General features: G+C 48.3%; 15 protein-coding genes. 3 read left to right on the forward strand and 12 right to left on the reverse strand.

Annotated features, from left to right (window positions below; all coding sequences use genetic code 11):
• Nucleotides 1-90: 90 nt before the first annotated feature.
• From matP to P2G85_RS00295, 3 genes are all read left to right on the forward strand, one after another.
• Nucleotides 91-540, forward strand: a complete 450-nt coding sequence (gene matP / locus P2G85_RS00285) for a macrodomain Ter protein MatP (protein WP_275862110.1) — start codon at nucleotides 91-93, stop codon at nucleotides 538-540.
• An 11-nt stretch (nucleotides 541-551) separates the two neighbouring features.
• Entirely contained in the window at nucleotides 552-863 is a 312-nt protein-coding gene (locus P2G85_RS00290) for a DUF3634 family protein (RefSeq protein ID WP_275862111.1), read from the forward strand.
• 125 nt (nucleotides 864-988) lie between these two features.
• Complete coding sequence (locus tag P2G85_RS00295) at nucleotides 989-1309, forward strand: hypothetical protein (protein WP_275862482.1); 321 nt, start codon at nucleotides 989-991, stop codon at nucleotides 1307-1309.
• Between the two features lie 48 nt (nucleotides 1310-1357).
• Here P2G85_RS00295 and P2G85_RS00300 read toward each other — a convergent pair whose 3' ends face one another.
• The 12 genes from P2G85_RS00300 to P2G85_RS00355 all read right to left on the reverse strand — a co-directional run bounded on the left by P2G85_RS00300 (nucleotide 1358) and on the right by P2G85_RS00355 (nucleotide 16039).
• Nucleotides 1358-2794 (reverse strand): GNVR domain-containing protein, encoded by a 1437-nt coding sequence (locus P2G85_RS00300; protein ID WP_275862112.1) that lies wholly within the window; start codon nucleotides 2792-2794, stop codon nucleotides 1358-1360.
• Entirely contained in the window at nucleotides 2791-3915 is a 1125-nt protein-coding gene (locus P2G85_RS00305; protein ID WP_275862113.1) for a glycosyltransferase, read from the reverse strand. Before P2G85_RS00305 ends, P2G85_RS00300 begins: the two co-directional genes overlap by 4 nt.
• 110 nt (nucleotides 3916-4025) lie before the next feature.
• The gene (locus P2G85_RS00310) at nucleotides 4026-5393 is read right to left on the reverse strand and encodes an O-antigen ligase family protein (RefSeq protein WP_275862114.1); all 1368 of its coding nucleotides are present in this window, start codon (nucleotides 5391-5393) and stop codon (nucleotides 4026-4028) included.
• Nucleotides 5390-6817 (reverse strand): lipopolysaccharide biosynthesis protein, encoded by a 1428-nt coding sequence (locus P2G85_RS00315; RefSeq protein WP_275862115.1) that lies wholly within the window; start codon nucleotides 6815-6817, stop codon nucleotides 5390-5392. The genes P2G85_RS00310 and P2G85_RS00315 overlap by 4 nt, the downstream gene beginning before the upstream one ends.
• The gene (locus tag P2G85_RS00320; RefSeq protein ID WP_275862116.1) at nucleotides 6810-7979 is read right to left on the reverse strand and encodes a glycosyltransferase family 4 protein; all 1170 of its coding nucleotides are present in this window, start codon (nucleotides 7977-7979) and stop codon (nucleotides 6810-6812) included. Before P2G85_RS00320 ends, P2G85_RS00315 begins: the two co-directional genes overlap by 8 nt.
• Nucleotides 7980-7987: 8 nt before the next feature.
• A complete protein-coding gene (locus P2G85_RS00325; RefSeq protein ID WP_275862117.1) occupies nucleotides 7988-9166 on the reverse strand; it encodes a glycosyltransferase in 1179 nt (392 codons plus the stop codon).
• A 153-nt stretch (nucleotides 9167-9319) separates the two neighbouring features.
• Complete coding sequence (locus P2G85_RS00330; RefSeq protein ID WP_275862118.1) at nucleotides 9320-10384, reverse strand: glycosyltransferase; 1065 nt, start codon at nucleotides 10382-10384, stop codon at nucleotides 9320-9322.
• Nucleotides 10362-11876 carry a sigma-54 dependent transcriptional regulator gene (locus P2G85_RS00335; protein WP_275862119.1) on the reverse strand — a complete coding sequence of 505 codons (1515 nt, stop codon included), beginning with the start codon at nucleotides 11874-11876 and terminating at the stop codon, nucleotides 10362-10364. The genes P2G85_RS00330 and P2G85_RS00335 overlap by 23 nt, the downstream gene beginning before the upstream one ends.
• Before the next feature lie 136 nt (nucleotides 11877-12012).
• Nucleotides 12013-12396: an Hpt domain-containing protein gene (locus P2G85_RS00340; protein WP_275862483.1), complete on the reverse strand. Its 384-nt coding sequence runs from the start codon at nucleotides 12394-12396 to the stop codon at nucleotides 12013-12015.
• A 15-nt stretch (nucleotides 12397-12411) separates the two neighbouring features.
• The gene (locus P2G85_RS00345) at nucleotides 12412-13098 is read right to left on the reverse strand and encodes a CpsD/CapB family tyrosine-protein kinase (RefSeq protein WP_275862120.1); all 687 of its coding nucleotides are present in this window, start codon (nucleotides 13096-13098) and stop codon (nucleotides 12412-12414) included.
• A complete protein-coding gene (locus P2G85_RS00350; RefSeq protein WP_275862121.1) occupies nucleotides 13098-15194 on the reverse strand; it encodes an SLBB domain-containing protein in 2097 nt (698 codons plus the stop codon). The genes P2G85_RS00345 and P2G85_RS00350 overlap by 1 nt, the downstream gene beginning before the upstream one ends.
• Nucleotides 15191-16039 carry an OmpA family protein gene (locus P2G85_RS00355; RefSeq protein WP_275862122.1) on the reverse strand — a complete coding sequence of 283 codons (849 nt, stop codon included), beginning with the start codon at nucleotides 16037-16039 and terminating at the stop codon, nucleotides 15191-15193. The genes P2G85_RS00350 and P2G85_RS00355 overlap by 4 nt, the downstream gene beginning before the upstream one ends.
• Between the last annotated feature and the right edge of the window lie 30 nt (nucleotides 16040-16069).

The following is a 16069-nucleotide window of genomic DNA, read 5'->3' on the forward strand; positions in this document are numbered from 1 at the left end:
GATCCCTATCGATACTTTAGTGAGTTTTGATTGCTCATCAAAGTGAGTTGGGTTACGCTGTCACTAGGCGTGCTTATAGGATTGAACAGGATGAAATACCAACAGCTGGAGAACTTAGAATGTGGTTGGAAGTGGAGCTATCTGATCAAAAAATGGAAAGATGGTGAAGCAATAACCCGTTATATCGATACAAGTGAGGCCGATGCGGCTGTCGCAGAATTGCGCAAAATCGAACATGAACCCACGTTGGTTTTAGCCTGGATAGAGAGCCACATGTCCGAAGAGCTGGACAACAAGCTTAAACAGGCCATCCGTGCGAAACGTAAACGCCATTTTAATGCAGAACAAATCCATACCAAGAAAAAGTCCATCGATTTGGATTACCGGGTGTGGGAAAAGTTATCAAACCGAGCAAACGAACTCGGCTGTACGCTTTCCGACGCGATCGAGTATTTGTTATCTGAAGCATCACGAAGTGAGAAAGCCAGCCAGAAAGTCAGTACTTTGAAAGAAGACTTAAGCAAGCTGTTATCCAGTTAAGGAGCAAAGTGATGTTATATGTAATTTTGATTGCCGCCGTCTTGATCTTTTGGCTGATTGCGGTTGACAGGCCGGTCCTGAAAGTTGCTTTTGAAAAAGGTCAAATTGCAAAGGTCAGGGGGCATATGCCGCCATCGTTTAAGCACAACCTGCAGGATATCGGCGAACGCAATCCCTTTGACGGTGAATTCAAAGTTTATAGCCAGAGAACGGGGATGCGTCTGGCATTTTCTAAGCAGGTGCCGAAAAAGGTTCAGCAGCGCATCCGCAATGTGTTTCCGCATCAAGGTTTTCAAGCCAGTAAGAACAAAAAACAAGCTTAAGTGACAACACGGTTGCCAATCGATGTTAAACGGGACGCAAATGAGCGTCCCGTTTTGGTATACCCAGCCGGGATTCGGTAGTTTTATGGCCAGAAAGCAATTCTACCCGGAGTATTCAAGTGTTTATCCGCTACGTTGTCACGTTTGCTGTGTTGTTTTTATCATGCTCTTTTGTTGTTATGGCTGATGATGCACAAACCAATCCCCTGGCTAAAAAACTCAAAGCGAAACTGGAAAAGAAGATCGCTCGTCATTTTGATGATTACCAAGGCTACTGTGATGTAATGATAGAAATGGAGCATCGGGGCAAGACGGCAGTGATCCGGCGAGTATCAGGAACCGGGGATGCCGCAGTATGCCAAGTTGTGAAATCAAGCCTCAAACTGGGCAGTAAGCACCGTTATCAGTTCCCGGAAAAATACATCCGCCTGCATATATCTTCCTAGACAGCTAGAGGTACGACGCATTTTCCCGTTGATGTTGTCTGTTCTTCGTTAGGTGGATATTGATTCTTGCCGCGGAATGACGGTAATCACCGGAACACCCAGACACTTTTCAAGCGATCTCTTTGAGCGAACAGAGCTATCCAGTAATTCGAGCAAAGTTGCACTCCCGACTCCAAGTGCCGCGCCGCTAATCATACCAAGAATAATAAACATCACACTCGGCAAATTGGCTGGTGTACTTGGCGTGTAAGGTTCATCAATGATTTTTACTCGTTTACTTTCTTCAAACACCCCCAAGGATCCGGTTAACTGAGCCATTTCATAGCGTTCGACCAGATCTTCATACAGTTCACGTTTTACAGCAACATCGCGAGCCAGCCGGTTAATATCTGTAGTGGTGCTACCAAAGCGGTTCGCGTCAGATTCGAGTTCTTTGACCATACTGCGTATACTATTGGTCTCTTCTGTTAATGCTTCAAACTTACCCCGCATAACTTGCAGCTGGTGCAACTGGCTGACCAATAAAGGTTGAGCTTCACTAAAAGGGCTTACGGTTGCGTTACTCGCAATGTCCCACAACTGATTACTGTTCATTTCAGGCTGTTTGGACTGAAGTAAAACACTTCGTTCCTGCTCAAGCCGTTTTAACTCACGTAATTTTGCCTGCACCATGCTGTGCGCCTCGGTGTACTTCGCCCGTAATAGTGTCAGTTTGCTGCGTATCTCGATGATCTGTTCTTCGATTTTACCTATCACCGGATTAGTTTTAGACAGTTGTTGATCCAAACTGCCAAGGCTGCGAGCCACACCTGCGAGTTCCGCTTCTTTTTCTGCCAGGGTTTGTTTAAGGCTTGCAAGGCGGGTAAGGCTTTGTGCCTGCATTTCCGGCGTCGCATGCGAATAAGCATTTTTGTATTCCGCAAATGCCTGCTCAGCGATGTCGAGTTCTTCTCGTCGTTTGTTGATGTGTACGGTCAAGAAATGGCTGGAATCTTTTATCGAAGAGCGCTCCGGTGCCAAAAGTTGCTCGACGAAATGATCGCTGACCGATTGAAGCATGGTATCCATCCCCTCAGGCTCTGAGCGTGAGAGCTGGATTTGAATGAAATCCTTGCCTAATTGCTTCACTTCCAGGCTGGCAGCTAAGTGCCTGATGATGGCTTCTTGTTTTGTCCGGGGCATGCTGGCGTCGATTAACCCTTGCTCTTCAGCAACGGAATACAACACATGGCGGCTCTTTAACAGGGTGCTCAATGCACTGAGGCGGTCTTTTAACCGGGTAGAAACGGCAATATCTTCTAAAAACGGATTCATTTTGGCTGTCTCCTGGATCAGCATGCTGGTGTGGGATACATAGGTGGTTGGCACCAGTTTACTGATGAAATAACCAAGGATCGGCAGGATAAGCATCGGCATGACAATCAGATAACGTCTTCGCCACGCACCGGTCAAAATAAGAATGATGTTGTCGCGTATTTGTGTCATAGCTGCCTCACGAGTTGTTCAACAAGTTGTGCTTTGTGGTCCCAGCTATGCTCTTGAATAGCGATGTAAGGTGCGCTGTGGGATGAGTCGAGATGCTTTAAACAATCGCTAACCTCATTAGCGGTTTGTACGACGTGGATAACGTCAGCAAAAGGCGCCAGGGCCGGAAAGGCCGTACTGATTACCGGTTTGCCGGCAGCAAGATACTCCAGCAGTTTTAACGGATTGCATGCCTGGATTTGCTGATTGTTGATGAAAGGCAACCAGCTGGCCTCCCAGTGCTGGGAGTAACGCGGCAGCTGATGGTGCGGACGCGGACCCAAATAATGAATGTTATCGCGGTCAGGCAGCGGAACATGATCAAACTCATTGGGGCCGATGAAGACCAAGTCCCAATTCGGGTTTTGCTCAGCGACCGAAGCGATGAGCGCATAATCAAGCCAAGCCGATAAACTGCCATAAAAACCCAACACCTGACGTTGGCCAGCCAGGTCATTAGCTTTGGGTGCCGGGTTGGTGAATAACGCGCAATCTACACCGTGTGATATCGTAACCGTCTTATTTTTGGGGAACTTCTCTTCTAACGCTTGACTGGCCACCAGAATAAGATCAGCTGCTTCAACCAGATCTGCCTCATGTTCCAGCACCGTTGCATGGTCGACGCCTGCCAGGGAACCAAAATCATCGCCACAGTAATAAACGATGCCATTTTTCGCCAGGCCGCGACACACATCAACGGCAGTAGGTAAGGAAGCCCAAAAGAGCGGGGCTTGCACACCATGCCTCTTCAGGTGGCGCCTGAGTTGCCATTGCATGATTTGTGCGGTACAGCGCCTGAGTATCGACGACCGCGGGGCAGGTAAGGTCATTAGGTTGACCACATGCAAGTTGGGATGTGAGGTGGCAGAGAAACGTGGTGTGTGGTTTACATTTTTAATACCGATGTAGCGGGCACACTTATTGACCACCCGTTTTAGATCCTTTTTACTGAGTGTCGGCTGACGCAGGCCAATAGAGTTTACCCACACTACCCGATATTGCTTAGTCAGCCGGGTAATAATATGTTGTGTGGAAGATGGCAGGCCGCCAAAGTCCTCTCCGAATACGACAATATCTTTCATTCTCAGCCCCTGATATCACAAGTTATAGGTTCTGCTAATCAGGCTTTCATAGAACGTGCCAACTAATAAATAGATAAAATACAGTCCTTTAGTTGATCTATGACCGCAATTTATGTTTGTTTTTCGTTTTGACAATCATTTTGCGCAATGCGATTGGTGGCAATGGTAAGCGCGGCAAGAATGTAGATCGGCCAGGTGAACCCCTGGGTCAGGAAGGTGCCGGAGACGATCGTGCCTAATAGACCGCCGAATACCGCATTGATGCAAATCGATAATGCTGGCGGCGAGGCGGGGCTAAGTAACTGCAAAGAGCGCAGTGACGTTCGGCATAATGAGACGATCAGGGCAATAAAAATCGCTAAGCCGAGAAAACCGGTTTCTGCCAGCACGCCGAACCAAGTACTGTGGACGGCGTGGTTCAACCCATCCCAGTGTGGGCTGTAAAAAAAGTAGTTGCTGTAGAAGTTGTCGATACCGACCCCGGTGAAGGGATGGGACAGAGCCATTTTAAATGCGGCTTCCCAGGCATAGAGGCGTCCCATGGCTGATGCATCAATGCCGGCTTCAGCGGCTCCGCCGGAGGCGCGTCCTGAAATCCCCGCCACAGCATACAGCAGCAAGGCAACAACTATTCCTACGCTGACCACTAAAACCTTACTTTTAATATGCTTAAATGCAAAGTAACCAAATACTGCTAAGGCACCCAGCAGGCCGCCCCGGCTTTGGGTTTCAATGATGGCTAAAAAGAGTACCACGGATATGATCAGTGCGATCACACGCATGAACCATGACGAACGTTTTTCAACCAGTTGCGCGACATTAAATGCCAGCGGAAACATTAACACCAGCGCCAAGTCATTCGGGTCACCCAGCATTGAGCCAATTGAACGACCGATAGAGACGCGCGTTCCCTCTACCAAGTCGATGCCGTTCGCTGCATTAGAAAGTGCCACCATGCCGATCAGTAAGCCTGCAACCATAATCGTTTTCGAGATCTGTGCCAGTTGGGCAGGCGTGGTGATCAACCACATGATCGCCAACGACATGACGATGATCTTCCAGTAGATGCTCTTAAATGCGGTAAGTGCAATTCCGGTATTAGAAGCGAAGACAACACCGAGAATGACCAACCCCCAGAACACCACCAGCCACTTCATGGCCGGATGCCAGTAAGGTTTGATCTGACCGCTAATGACAAAGTGAAAACTCAACGCGGCCAGAGCGCCGAGGGAAAGCAGCAATGGGATCTTAAAGTTATACAGAACGGGAAAGGCTTCATGGATGCGGAAAAATGAAAACACCACAAACAGGGTCACCAGCCAGAAAGTCTGGCTTAGCACAAACAGAATGGCCAAAGGTGCAAAACATAGCGCCACTATCAGGAATGGGTGAGGTAATACCAACCAAATCAAAGCAATAGTTAGACTTAATCCCATCGCCAGGCTGATTTGATTTACGCGTGTGTGACAGCGGTTCATAACCACACTCTCTTAACGCGGTGTTGCCATTTCCCAACTTGAAGCTCGATCGTATCTCGTGTGCTAGCTGGTAAGTAACGCCATGCGATACACATGAACAGGCTGACAAACATAACCATCACCACCAAGGTTGCACTAATCGCCTGAGCAGCATAGATCATGAACAGTGCCGCACCGGACAACATATGCAGTACTACCAAAAGGTTGAGGTTAAAAGGTAGGGGCATGCACAATTGTCCAGCCGCGTAGGTTAAAACGGTCTTACAGCACTGAGCCAGATATAGCGCAATGAAAATGCCGAATATGCCAAGATGAGGTAACCCAAACAGCAAGGAAAGCGCGACACTTGCCGAGATAATGTTGATGCCAAGTAGCCAACGGGTATTTTGCTTGTAGAGTATCGCTACATTTAGCAGCTCGTTCCACTCTTTGAGCATAGCAATTGGCAAGAGAAAAAATACGTAGAGCAGCGCGTCCTGATACTCATAAGGAAGCAAGAGGCTAATGACAATAAAGGCGAGGCCTGCGACTACCACACTCAATGCTGCGACGTAAATGATACCCAGATGGGTAATATTAGTTGTTTCAGTTATCGGTTTGCTTTCTAAATACGCAAAGCGGCGTGGCATCCACCACATACCGAACGGCTGGACCAGAATACACATCCCCAGGCTGAACTTGGCGGCAATGGCATAAACCCCAAGGGTGGCTAAATCGGTTGTTCCGATAAACCAGCGTTCCGCACCATTCAGACAAAAAGCCAATATTGCTGAAAGCATGAGGGGCATGCTGTACCTGAGGTACAGCTTAATTTTTTGTGGTTTCGGCAGGATAAAGCGATAACGGTTAATTCGCTTGAGCCAGATAAACTGCGTGAGGTTGGCGAAAAGCCCGGCGGCTATCACTGACGAGATGTCAGGTGAATAACTGAGCAAGATCAGAATACAAGAGACTTGCATCACAGTGGTGGTAACCATGATGTTAAGCAGAGTTCTGGCTTTGTCGTTCTGCATTCTTAACCAGGCGGTACCTATCGCGATCGCGCCTTCTAAACCTACGCTTAAGATCAGCATCAATAGTTCAATGGTGCGAAACGGAGCAGGTACAGCGACAGAAAATAGGGTGATGACTAACAACAGCACAACGCTAAATGAGATCAAAACACTCAACGAGTAAATCTGGCTTAATGAATGATGGCGGGTGCGAGGAGTCTTTCTCACTCCCACAAACCGATACATCACTTCATGCAACGCCAAACCGACACACAATGCCGCAACAAAGCCGAACGACATCAGCAGTTCGAGTGTTCCCATTTGTGTCGGAGATAGAAAGTGAGGTAACACCGGTAGCATTAGCAGGCTGATACTTTTATTGATCACCAGAGCAACAGCAAATATCGACATGTTGGCGAGGGCTTTAGACATGATTCAGCCCTCGCGTTTTTTGCTTGGCTGTTGTGCTGCAAGACTGGACGGGTGTGGTCTGCTGAAGATATTGCACGATGGGCTGGTAACATCGTGCCGCCCGGTAAAATTGTGCAAGGTTCAACGCTTCCAGTCCCATAGTTACTTTTAACCATGGCTGTTCATTAAGCAAACAAATTGCATTGTGCAGTGACTGGGCTGAGTTGGGGGTGTATTTGAAACAGTTTTTCCCATGGGTCAGAACACGATCCCAATAAGAATTATCATGGGGAATGACGACACACATGCCAGCAGCCAGCGCCTCGAGTATCGACAAGCCAAACGGTTCATTCACGCTGGTTGAAACAAACACACCACAACGAGAGCGTAGCTGATCTAAGTTTGACGGTGTCTCGAACCATTTGACGCCGGGTATTTGCTTGTCAGGCTCACTGACTTCAAGTGAATTGTGTTTTGGGCGAATGTAGCAAATATCAGAGTGAAAATGCTTATCTGTATCCAGCTGTATTGCCTCCAGCAGCAGGTCGAGGTTTTTCCATTTCAGTAAACTGGCTGCCCAGAAGATTCGCCCCGATATCGGGTTAGCCGGGGTTGGCCAACGTTGATCGGAAATGCCATTGACAAAAGTGGAGGTGTTCAATGTTGTCCAGTAACGCTCTGCGGCGGGCTTGGGCATAGACAAATAGGCCTGAAGTGCGCTGATCATTGACGGCCTGGTGTTGGCCAGGTAATAAATGGCGGACGCCTTAACCAGGCAGTACCCCGTCGATCGCGCAGCCGCGACCGGTCCGTGTATCATCTGGACAACCGGTATCCGAACCAGCATCCGCAGCAGATACAGCGGCATATCGTTACCCGGACAAGACAGCCCCATTAACCAGTCGATTTTTGGTAACTTCGCGTACACAAACAGTAGCTGTACGGCATAGAAACAACACATCAGCCAGTAGCCGATCCCACTTTCTCGCCTGAAAGGCGATCGTTTGACGGGCAGGAGTTGGATGCGCGGGTGACTGGCCAACAGGGCATGCCAGTGCTCAACATCCGTCGAGGCGATATAGCCGATAATCTCTTGCTCATCGCATAACTTCAGTAGTTCAGCATTGGCGACTTTAGAGCCGCCATGCATTGCAATCAGATCGAACATGAGAACACGTTTCATGTGGCCTCCTAGTTCTGGTTAAGCCAGCGGGACAGGGGTTTTGCGCCGTAAGACAGTGGCTGAGCTGTCCGGTGTTGGTTCAGTTCATCAAGGTAAATACTTTCAATCGCGCGGACGGAAGCATCAACCGTGAGATTGTGTTTGGCATGCTGGTAGGCGTTGTCGGCCAATTTCTGGCATAGCAGGGCATCCTGCAGTAACTGCTGTATTGAATTCAGTAATCCCGCCATGCCAGAACTTTTATACAGCAGTGCACTGTGATTGTTTTTCAGTACTTCCGGGATCCCACCGACCCGTGGTGCGACAATCGGCAGCTTTGCCAAAGCCGCTTCCCCTAGCACCAGCCCAAACGCTTCGTCATAAGCGCCGCTAATAAACGCGTCTACATTCCCGGTTAACCACGCACCGATGTTGTGTTGTTCACCAACCATATGAATGCGATCAGCCACATTGAGATTTTGCGCCAGAGCTTGTAGCCTCTCTCTTTCTTCCCCTTCACCAACAATAACTAAGTGCGGGTTGTGTTCGTGATAGTTGTGAAGGCGCATTGCCTGGATCAAGCGGTCAAATCCTTTTCTTTGGATTAAAGAGCCGACAGAAATGAAGGTAAAGGCCTGTGTCGGGATCCCCAATTGCGATTTGACATCCAAGGTTGATTCAGAGCGGATGGAGACGCCGTTATGAACAATATCCAGCTTATCGGCCGGATAGCCATCTCGCAGCATCTCCTGTCCAACTGCCTGACTGACACAAATAAGGCGTGGCGAGAGGTGCAGGCCTAAAGTGAAACGATCGCGTAACTGGTAGTTGCAATGAAGGTGGGTAACCAACGGAACGTTACACATACGTGCCGCGAAACTCATCCATTGGCACGGCGCGCCGCTGTTAACATGCACCAGGTCAATGTCCAGCTCTTTGATTAACGCAATGCCTTGTTTAATTAAATCATTCCATCCACTGATATCCCAGCGTGGCGCTTGCCAACCACCAACCAGGTTGAACTGTGAGTGGTGGCTGGCGATATGCGTTTCCAGACATTTATCATGCAAAGGGCGGCAGTTTGTCCAGACAAACGGTTCAAACTGGTGACGATCAATGTTTGAGATGAGATCCAACAGCACGACCTCACTGCCTCGAATCCAGTTATCCCCATAATGTACGTAGAGAATGCGTCGCGGAGTGTCCATAAATCACCTCAGTTGCACCAGTATAAAATTACTCTGATTATTGCAATGAGGATGCCAATACATGCGTGAAGTATATCTGGCTGATTTTTAAAGATTTAATTTTAATTTAATGTGCGGCGAAGTAACCATTCTCATTATGAGAATAGGATAGTGCTAGTTGCTGTTACCAATTTGATATTGTTTTAGCAATTTAGGAATCACGCTATAGGTAGAGTAGTCGTTTTCAATCGTCATACGGGCGCAGTGTCGAATGCGTTGTTTGTCACTTTCTGCTAAGGCGAGCCAATTACGAAGTTCGTTGATCAGTGCAGGCATGTCTGGGGCAATAAAGCCATTTTGTTGATGATTGATCAGTTCTGGCAAACGGCCGACCTCTAATGCGAACACAACAATACCACGGGCCATCGCTTCTAAAGCTGCCATTGGCAGGCCTTCAAAGCGAGAGGGAATCACCAGCACACCGATACAGGGCCATACCAGTGCCATATCAGATTGATGGCCATAAAAACTGACATTGGAAGGGGCCCTTTCCGTGAGCTGGGCTCGCTCCGGCCCATCACCATATACTGAAAAACACAGTTGAGGGAAAGCTTGGGCTAAATCCAAAAATCTATCGGCACCTTTTTCGACACTTAGTCTGCCGACAAAAGCAAATTGCTCAAACGCCTGATTCATGTCGGGTAGAGCAACAAAGTTATTCAGTAGTTCTGCCTGACAGGGCAGTTTTGCGCTGATGGTTGGGCTGACAGAAAAACAATGGTCAGAAAGAAAACCACTATACCTGTCAAAAAAGTCGTACCACCAAACTTTGCCACTTGGGGTCTCTCCGGCGTGAAAGGTGGATAACAGGTGCGGGATTCGGCGACTGATCAATTTTGCGCCTCGGGCTATCAGCGCGGCTTTATAGCCATGGGTATGGAGCACTGACGGCTGATGGCGATGGATTGCAACGAGTAAGCGTTTTATTGGCAGCGCACAGCTGCCACCCGCGAGATCTGCGAGAAAACTGATCGGAATTTTCAGCTGTTGCGCGCGTTCCCAAATTAGCGGCCGGGCGTATTGATTGGTCAGAACTATTCGTGGAGAACGGTTTTGCTCAAGTAACCCCTTGGCGAGCTCTAAAACATGGCTTTCGATTCCGCCATAAATCAAGCTATCCAGAAACAACCAGACTTCCCCCTTAACCGGGCATTGATTATTGTCCGATATCAGTTTCATCTGTTTCCCATGCTTGTTTTTTACGGTAAACCGTGGAAGGGCTGAGTTCCAACATCACGGCAGCATTTAGCACATTGCCGTCACAGTATGCAATGGCATTCTGGATCGCTTCTCGTTCTACCTGCCACATCGGGCGAATGGTCCCGTCATGATGAAAATAGGCGTTTTGGTTGGGGTTGGGGGATGTTTCTGCATCGGGAACGTAGGTTGCTGGTGGTATTTTTTCCTGCTCTGCTGGTAAAACTTCCCCGGTGGACGGAGGTGTGTTCGGTTTTTCAGGTCGCATTATGTCTCCGGCGCGGGGAGGCTTGGTTTTCACCTCATGACGTTTGAGTTCTGCCGGTAAATGATCAATGGTGACTTCTTTGGCATCATGCAATACAACAATATTACGTATTACATTTTGCAACTGGCGAACATTGCCCGGCCAACGGTAATTCTTTAGCAATGCCTGCACCTCCTTACTGATTGATTTAAAGTGCTTTTTGTCTTCCTTGGCGTATTGAAGTAGAAAATGCTCGGCAAGGGTGACAATGTCACGTTCCCTTTCTCTCAGCGGTGGCATATCAATTGGAACCACGTGTACACGATAGTATAAATCTTCCCGAAAACGACCTTCTTCAACCTCGACAAGAGGGTTGCGGTTGGTCGCACAGATGATACGTACATCCGCTTTCATCTCTTTACTGCCACCAAGCGGGGTATAGGTACCGGTTTGTAAGAAACGCAGTAACTTCTTCTGCATCTCCAACTCCATCTCACACAGTTCGTCTAAAAACAGCGTCCCGCCGTGAGCAAGGGTTGCCGCGCCTTTGCGGTCAGAGGTTGCACCGGTGAAAGCACCTTTGACATGGCCGAAAATTTCGCTCTCGAGCAAGTCACGCGGGATGGCACCGCAGTTAAGAGCAACAAATGGCTTACTATTGCGCTGGCTCTGACGATGAACAGCTTCGGCACAGACTTCTTTACCGGTGCCGCTTTCACCAACAATGAAAACGCTTGCCGAGGTTGGGGCGACCGCATCAATGGTTTTATACACGGCTTGCATCGGGAGGCTGGAGCCGATAAAACCATGATAGTTTCGGCGATCAAATGTTGTCTGAATATTCTCAACCAAGTGTTCTAGCTTGGCTTGTTTTAGATGCAGAGCTACCGAGGTTTTCAATCGATCCGCATTGATTGGCTTTTCTAAAAAATCTTTGGCTCCTTTTTGGATCAGGCTGACCGCGATATCGACGCTACCGTGGGCGGTGGCAATAATGACAGAGGTGGGGATTTCATGCTGGTTTACCCAGTCCAGCACCTCTTCACCAGACATGTCCGGTAGTTTGAGATCGAGAATTAACAGTTGCGGTGGCGTCTTTTCAATAAAACGCATTGCGTCGCGGCCGGTCTCCACATGGAAAATATCGTATGGCTCATCTTTAACATATTGCTTGTACAGAATCGCTAAAGAGGTTGAGTCTTCTACCAGTAATACCCTTGGTCTCATATTTCTTTCCCAGCTTTCTGAGTGATATTGACGTTTTCATTTTGAGAATCTTATAGTATTAAGTATTAGCATAAGCAGGCTGAACTGCAGAAATTTCTTTATTTTTAATGCATTATCACATGATCACCAATGAAAATCAGCTTTCAAAACCCTGTTCTTTTCGTTCGTTGAGCGCCGTAAACGAGCGCTTGGCAAGTTGGGGCAGTAGCTCCGAAAGTACCAGTGCCTGCTCGGTATCACCATCAAGGCAGTGTTTTTCAATCGCGCGGGCGCAGCGGGACAGGCTGCGATTGCCAAGAGCCAGCGCTGAACTGCCTAAAGTATGCACTTCAAATTCCAGTGTCGCGATATCACCCGCCTCAATCGCCTGAACAATTTTCACCATACGTGCTTCAGACTCCTGTATATAATGCTCTATTAACGATGGTAGAACCTCTGCACACGTATCTTTGATCATTTGCTGTAAAACCGGCTCGTCAACCAGACAGCCATCAATGTTAAACTGAGCTTCTGTATTCATCATTACTCTTCCTTACTAATGCGTTAACCATTCACTGCGCAAAATCTGTTGTTTTAATTTGTGTTTCCAGCCAGTGGGAAGCACTTTGAGTTTGTTCACCTGGCGAATTAGTTCATCTTTAAGGCTTGGTGTCTGTTTCATATTCAGCACCGCACCAATCAGGTTCGTGTTGCTGGCATCCAGTAACTGCTTAGCTTGTAATAGCTGGGTAGCGGTAGTCTGGGCAAAACATGCCACCAGGATAGTGGCGTCACAGGCACCGGCAACCACTTGGGCGGGAATATTGCTTTTATTGATATTGAGCAGAGGGGAAGTATCAATAACAATACGGTCGTACTGGTCACGCCAATGAGCGATTTGCTGGCGCATACCATTTGGATCCCGATACACCAGGCTGGCGCAGGTCTGAGTGGGGGCCGGTAACCCCAGCAGAACTTGCCCGTGCTGAGGGCGCTGGAGCAGCTCGCCAATCATGTCTGATTGTTCAAACTGATGAACGGATAAGTAGGCAGGCCTGAAAAGGTTCAAGTCAACATACAGCGTCTTATAGCCTGCAAGAACAAAACGTTCCGCAAGAGATGACGCTATGGATGTGACGCCGTCTTCAGACTGGCAACCGACAACACAAACACTATGGAAGCCGTTAGTTTGAATATTGAGGTAGATTTGCTCGATCTCACTATGCGTGGCCGGAATAGTCATTACAGTGCTCCTATCAACACGATGGTGGTGGTGATTTGAAGAATATCTCTCAGTCCTGCCCGGGCTTTTTCTACAAAGCTCTCATCCTTGTGTGGGATAAATATCGTGTCGCCGGCACGAATAACCGGTAACTGATATATATTGGCTGTCTTACTGAACTCGGTTAAATCAAATGTCCGGGCCTGGCCTTGACAACATGACAAGTTAACCACAGTAATTTTTTCCAGGTAGGCACTGTCTGTCGGCCCTCCGGCCTCTGCCAACAGATCTAAAACGGTCATATTGTCATTAAACTCATAGCGTCCGGGCGCGCGGACCTCACCCAGCACTCGCACGGTAGACTCTTTGGAACGGTCTAACCAGTTCTTGTCTTTTTCCGGGATATAAATTGTATCGCCGGGTTTGACAATCGGCAGGATTGACTCGTCACCGGTTTCGAAGTACAGCGACAAGTTTAACTTACTGACTTTGGCGTAACTTAAGTTGCGATGTGTCACTCGAATATTATGAATATCGGCGTTTTGTGTCGGGCCATCAGCTGCGGAAAGAATGTCCAAAAAGTGCATTTCTTCAGTAAATCGGTAACGGCCGGGCGCATTAATCTGACCAAAAACATAGATCGAAGCGTCTGAGCTTTGCCTTACCCACTGTGATTTATTATCAGCGGGATCATCTGGTAACTCGTGAACTCTTACCACGCTTCCGGCGCTGATGGACGGCAGCCTCGATGATGATCCTTTCTGAATATATTTGTCCAAATTGAACTTGACCATGGTGCCATTGCTCGCCACCTCAATTTCGGTCGTATCGGCACGGCGGGTTGGCCCTCCGACGTGTGCCAGCAGGTCAATCAGATCCATTTCATCTGACCATTCTATACGTCCAGGACGGACCACTTCGCCAATAACAGCAACGGCACGGTCTGGCGCCACTTTTAGCCATGATTTTTCATTCATGTCGGTTTTTTCCGGAACAAAAATCGCGTCGCCGGCATTGATAGGGGGTAAGCCCGCCGAAGTCAGGCCTTCAGTGTGAGCCGTCAGATCAAATTTCACCACATCACCATTTGCTTTAATCACCCGGATTTGTCGCGACTCGGCATAGCGAGTCGGCCCGCCGGCATTGGCGAGGATATCCATAAAACTCGCATTTTTCTTGCCTTCGTAGGCGCCCGGACGGGCTACTTCACCCATCACATACACCACATTTGCTCCGGCTTTAATTTCGTCTTCCTGTTTAGGGACGAAAATGGTGGCCCCCGGCTCTATAGTCGGCAGGAGGTTTTGATCTCCGCTATCCAGGTATTGCTTAAGATTAAAAAGGATAGGGGTGTTGTTAGTGATAATCCGGATTTGCTCTACGCTGGCGTAACGAGTGACACCGCCGGCGCGCATGACAATATCAACTAAGGTGCTGTTGGGCTTATAAGAAAATGACCCCGGAGCATTGACCTCACCAAAAACTTTGATAGCTCGGGCTGAATCGGCACTGTCACCTGAGTTAGCCAGTTTTGCAGCATCAAATTCTTGCTCAATGTTCCCAACCAGAGGCGACGCAGGGACAAACAGCACATCAAGTGACTCCAGAGCAGGAAGATGAGTTTGATCTCCGGTATCAAGAAACCGTTTGTAATCAAACTCGATGTTTTGATTACCACGTTTAACAAGCATTTTATCCAGCTGGGCTCCGGCTCTTAAACCGCCGGCCTCATATACGAACATCTGTACATTTGCACCTGCTGGTAAGGTGTATTCCCCAGGCTTGGCAACGTAACCTTGTACCGAAAGAAGAATTTGTTGCTGTTTGATGAAAACACGTGCATTGCTTACATCCCGGTAGACTGTTTTCAATGTATCAATGATCACCTGTTCCAGTTGTTCTTCACTGTAGCCGGCCACAAACACCGGGCCAATCTCAGGCAGGCTAATTCGCCCGCGTTTATCAACCTGAAATCCGGTATTGAGTGAGCTTTCTCCCGGCAGGTTAATCTGAATAAGATCACCCACTTTCACTGTGTCGGGCTCTTGTGCTTTCACGCCAGGGATAAGGACGAGCAATAGCAACCCAACCATTAAGATCCTGCTCAATACGTTCATTGGTTGGCTCCTTTATGGTTGTTCTGGTTATCGCTGGCGGTTAGTACTTCGATACTCACTCTACGGTTGGTCAGGTGAACTCCCGGCGTGGTACCTTCAAACAAAGGCAATGTTTCTCCCAGAGATTTAGTATTAATGCGCTCAGGAGCCACGCCAAAAACTGTCAGGTAACGTTTTACCTGATCCGCTCGATCCTGGGCGAGTTTCTGATTGTAACTCTCGTCACCACTGGCATCTGCATGTCCGGTAATCATCAGGGTCAGGGGAGGTGTGTCACGCAGAATATATGCTGCCTGAGCAAGGTTCCCCATGTATTTGGGATTAATCTCCGCAGAATTGACGGCAAACTGATTGTCAACATTAAGCAGTTCATACACTTTAGCCACCGTCGTTAAATCCTGACGTAATTTGCTTATGTCTGCTGGTGGCGTGCAGGTAGTTTGGGTCAAGACATAATCCAGCTGTTGCTCCAGTTGATTCAGCCTTTGGCGCTGAATCACCAGATCATTAGCTGCATCGAGCATTAAGCCTCCTTCTAACTCTCGAGCGATACGGTTTTGTTTCTCCAGCGCTTGCACAACAGCAGCAGGAAAACACCAGCGTGCGCCTTCCTGGATCAAAGCATCAAGATGGAGTTTGCTAAGTTGCCAGTCGAATCGAAGCCCATGCTCAGGCCCGAGCGGTTCATCAGGCATGACAGGTGAAAAGCCTCGGTCGTTGATGGCGATGTCCTGATAGCTTTCTGCCAGTCCTCCAGAGCCATATTCAGGATAGTCAAATGAGGAACATCCGAGCGTTACCACAACAACACTATACATTGTTAACTGCCTCACCAGATTTACCATGCCAACCTCCGTGTCTACCGCAGTAATTAT

It is taken from the genome of Vibrio sp. CAU 1672, from assembly GCF_029223195.1.
Lineage (GTDB): Bacteria > Pseudomonadota > Gammaproteobacteria > Enterobacterales > Vibrionaceae > Vibrio.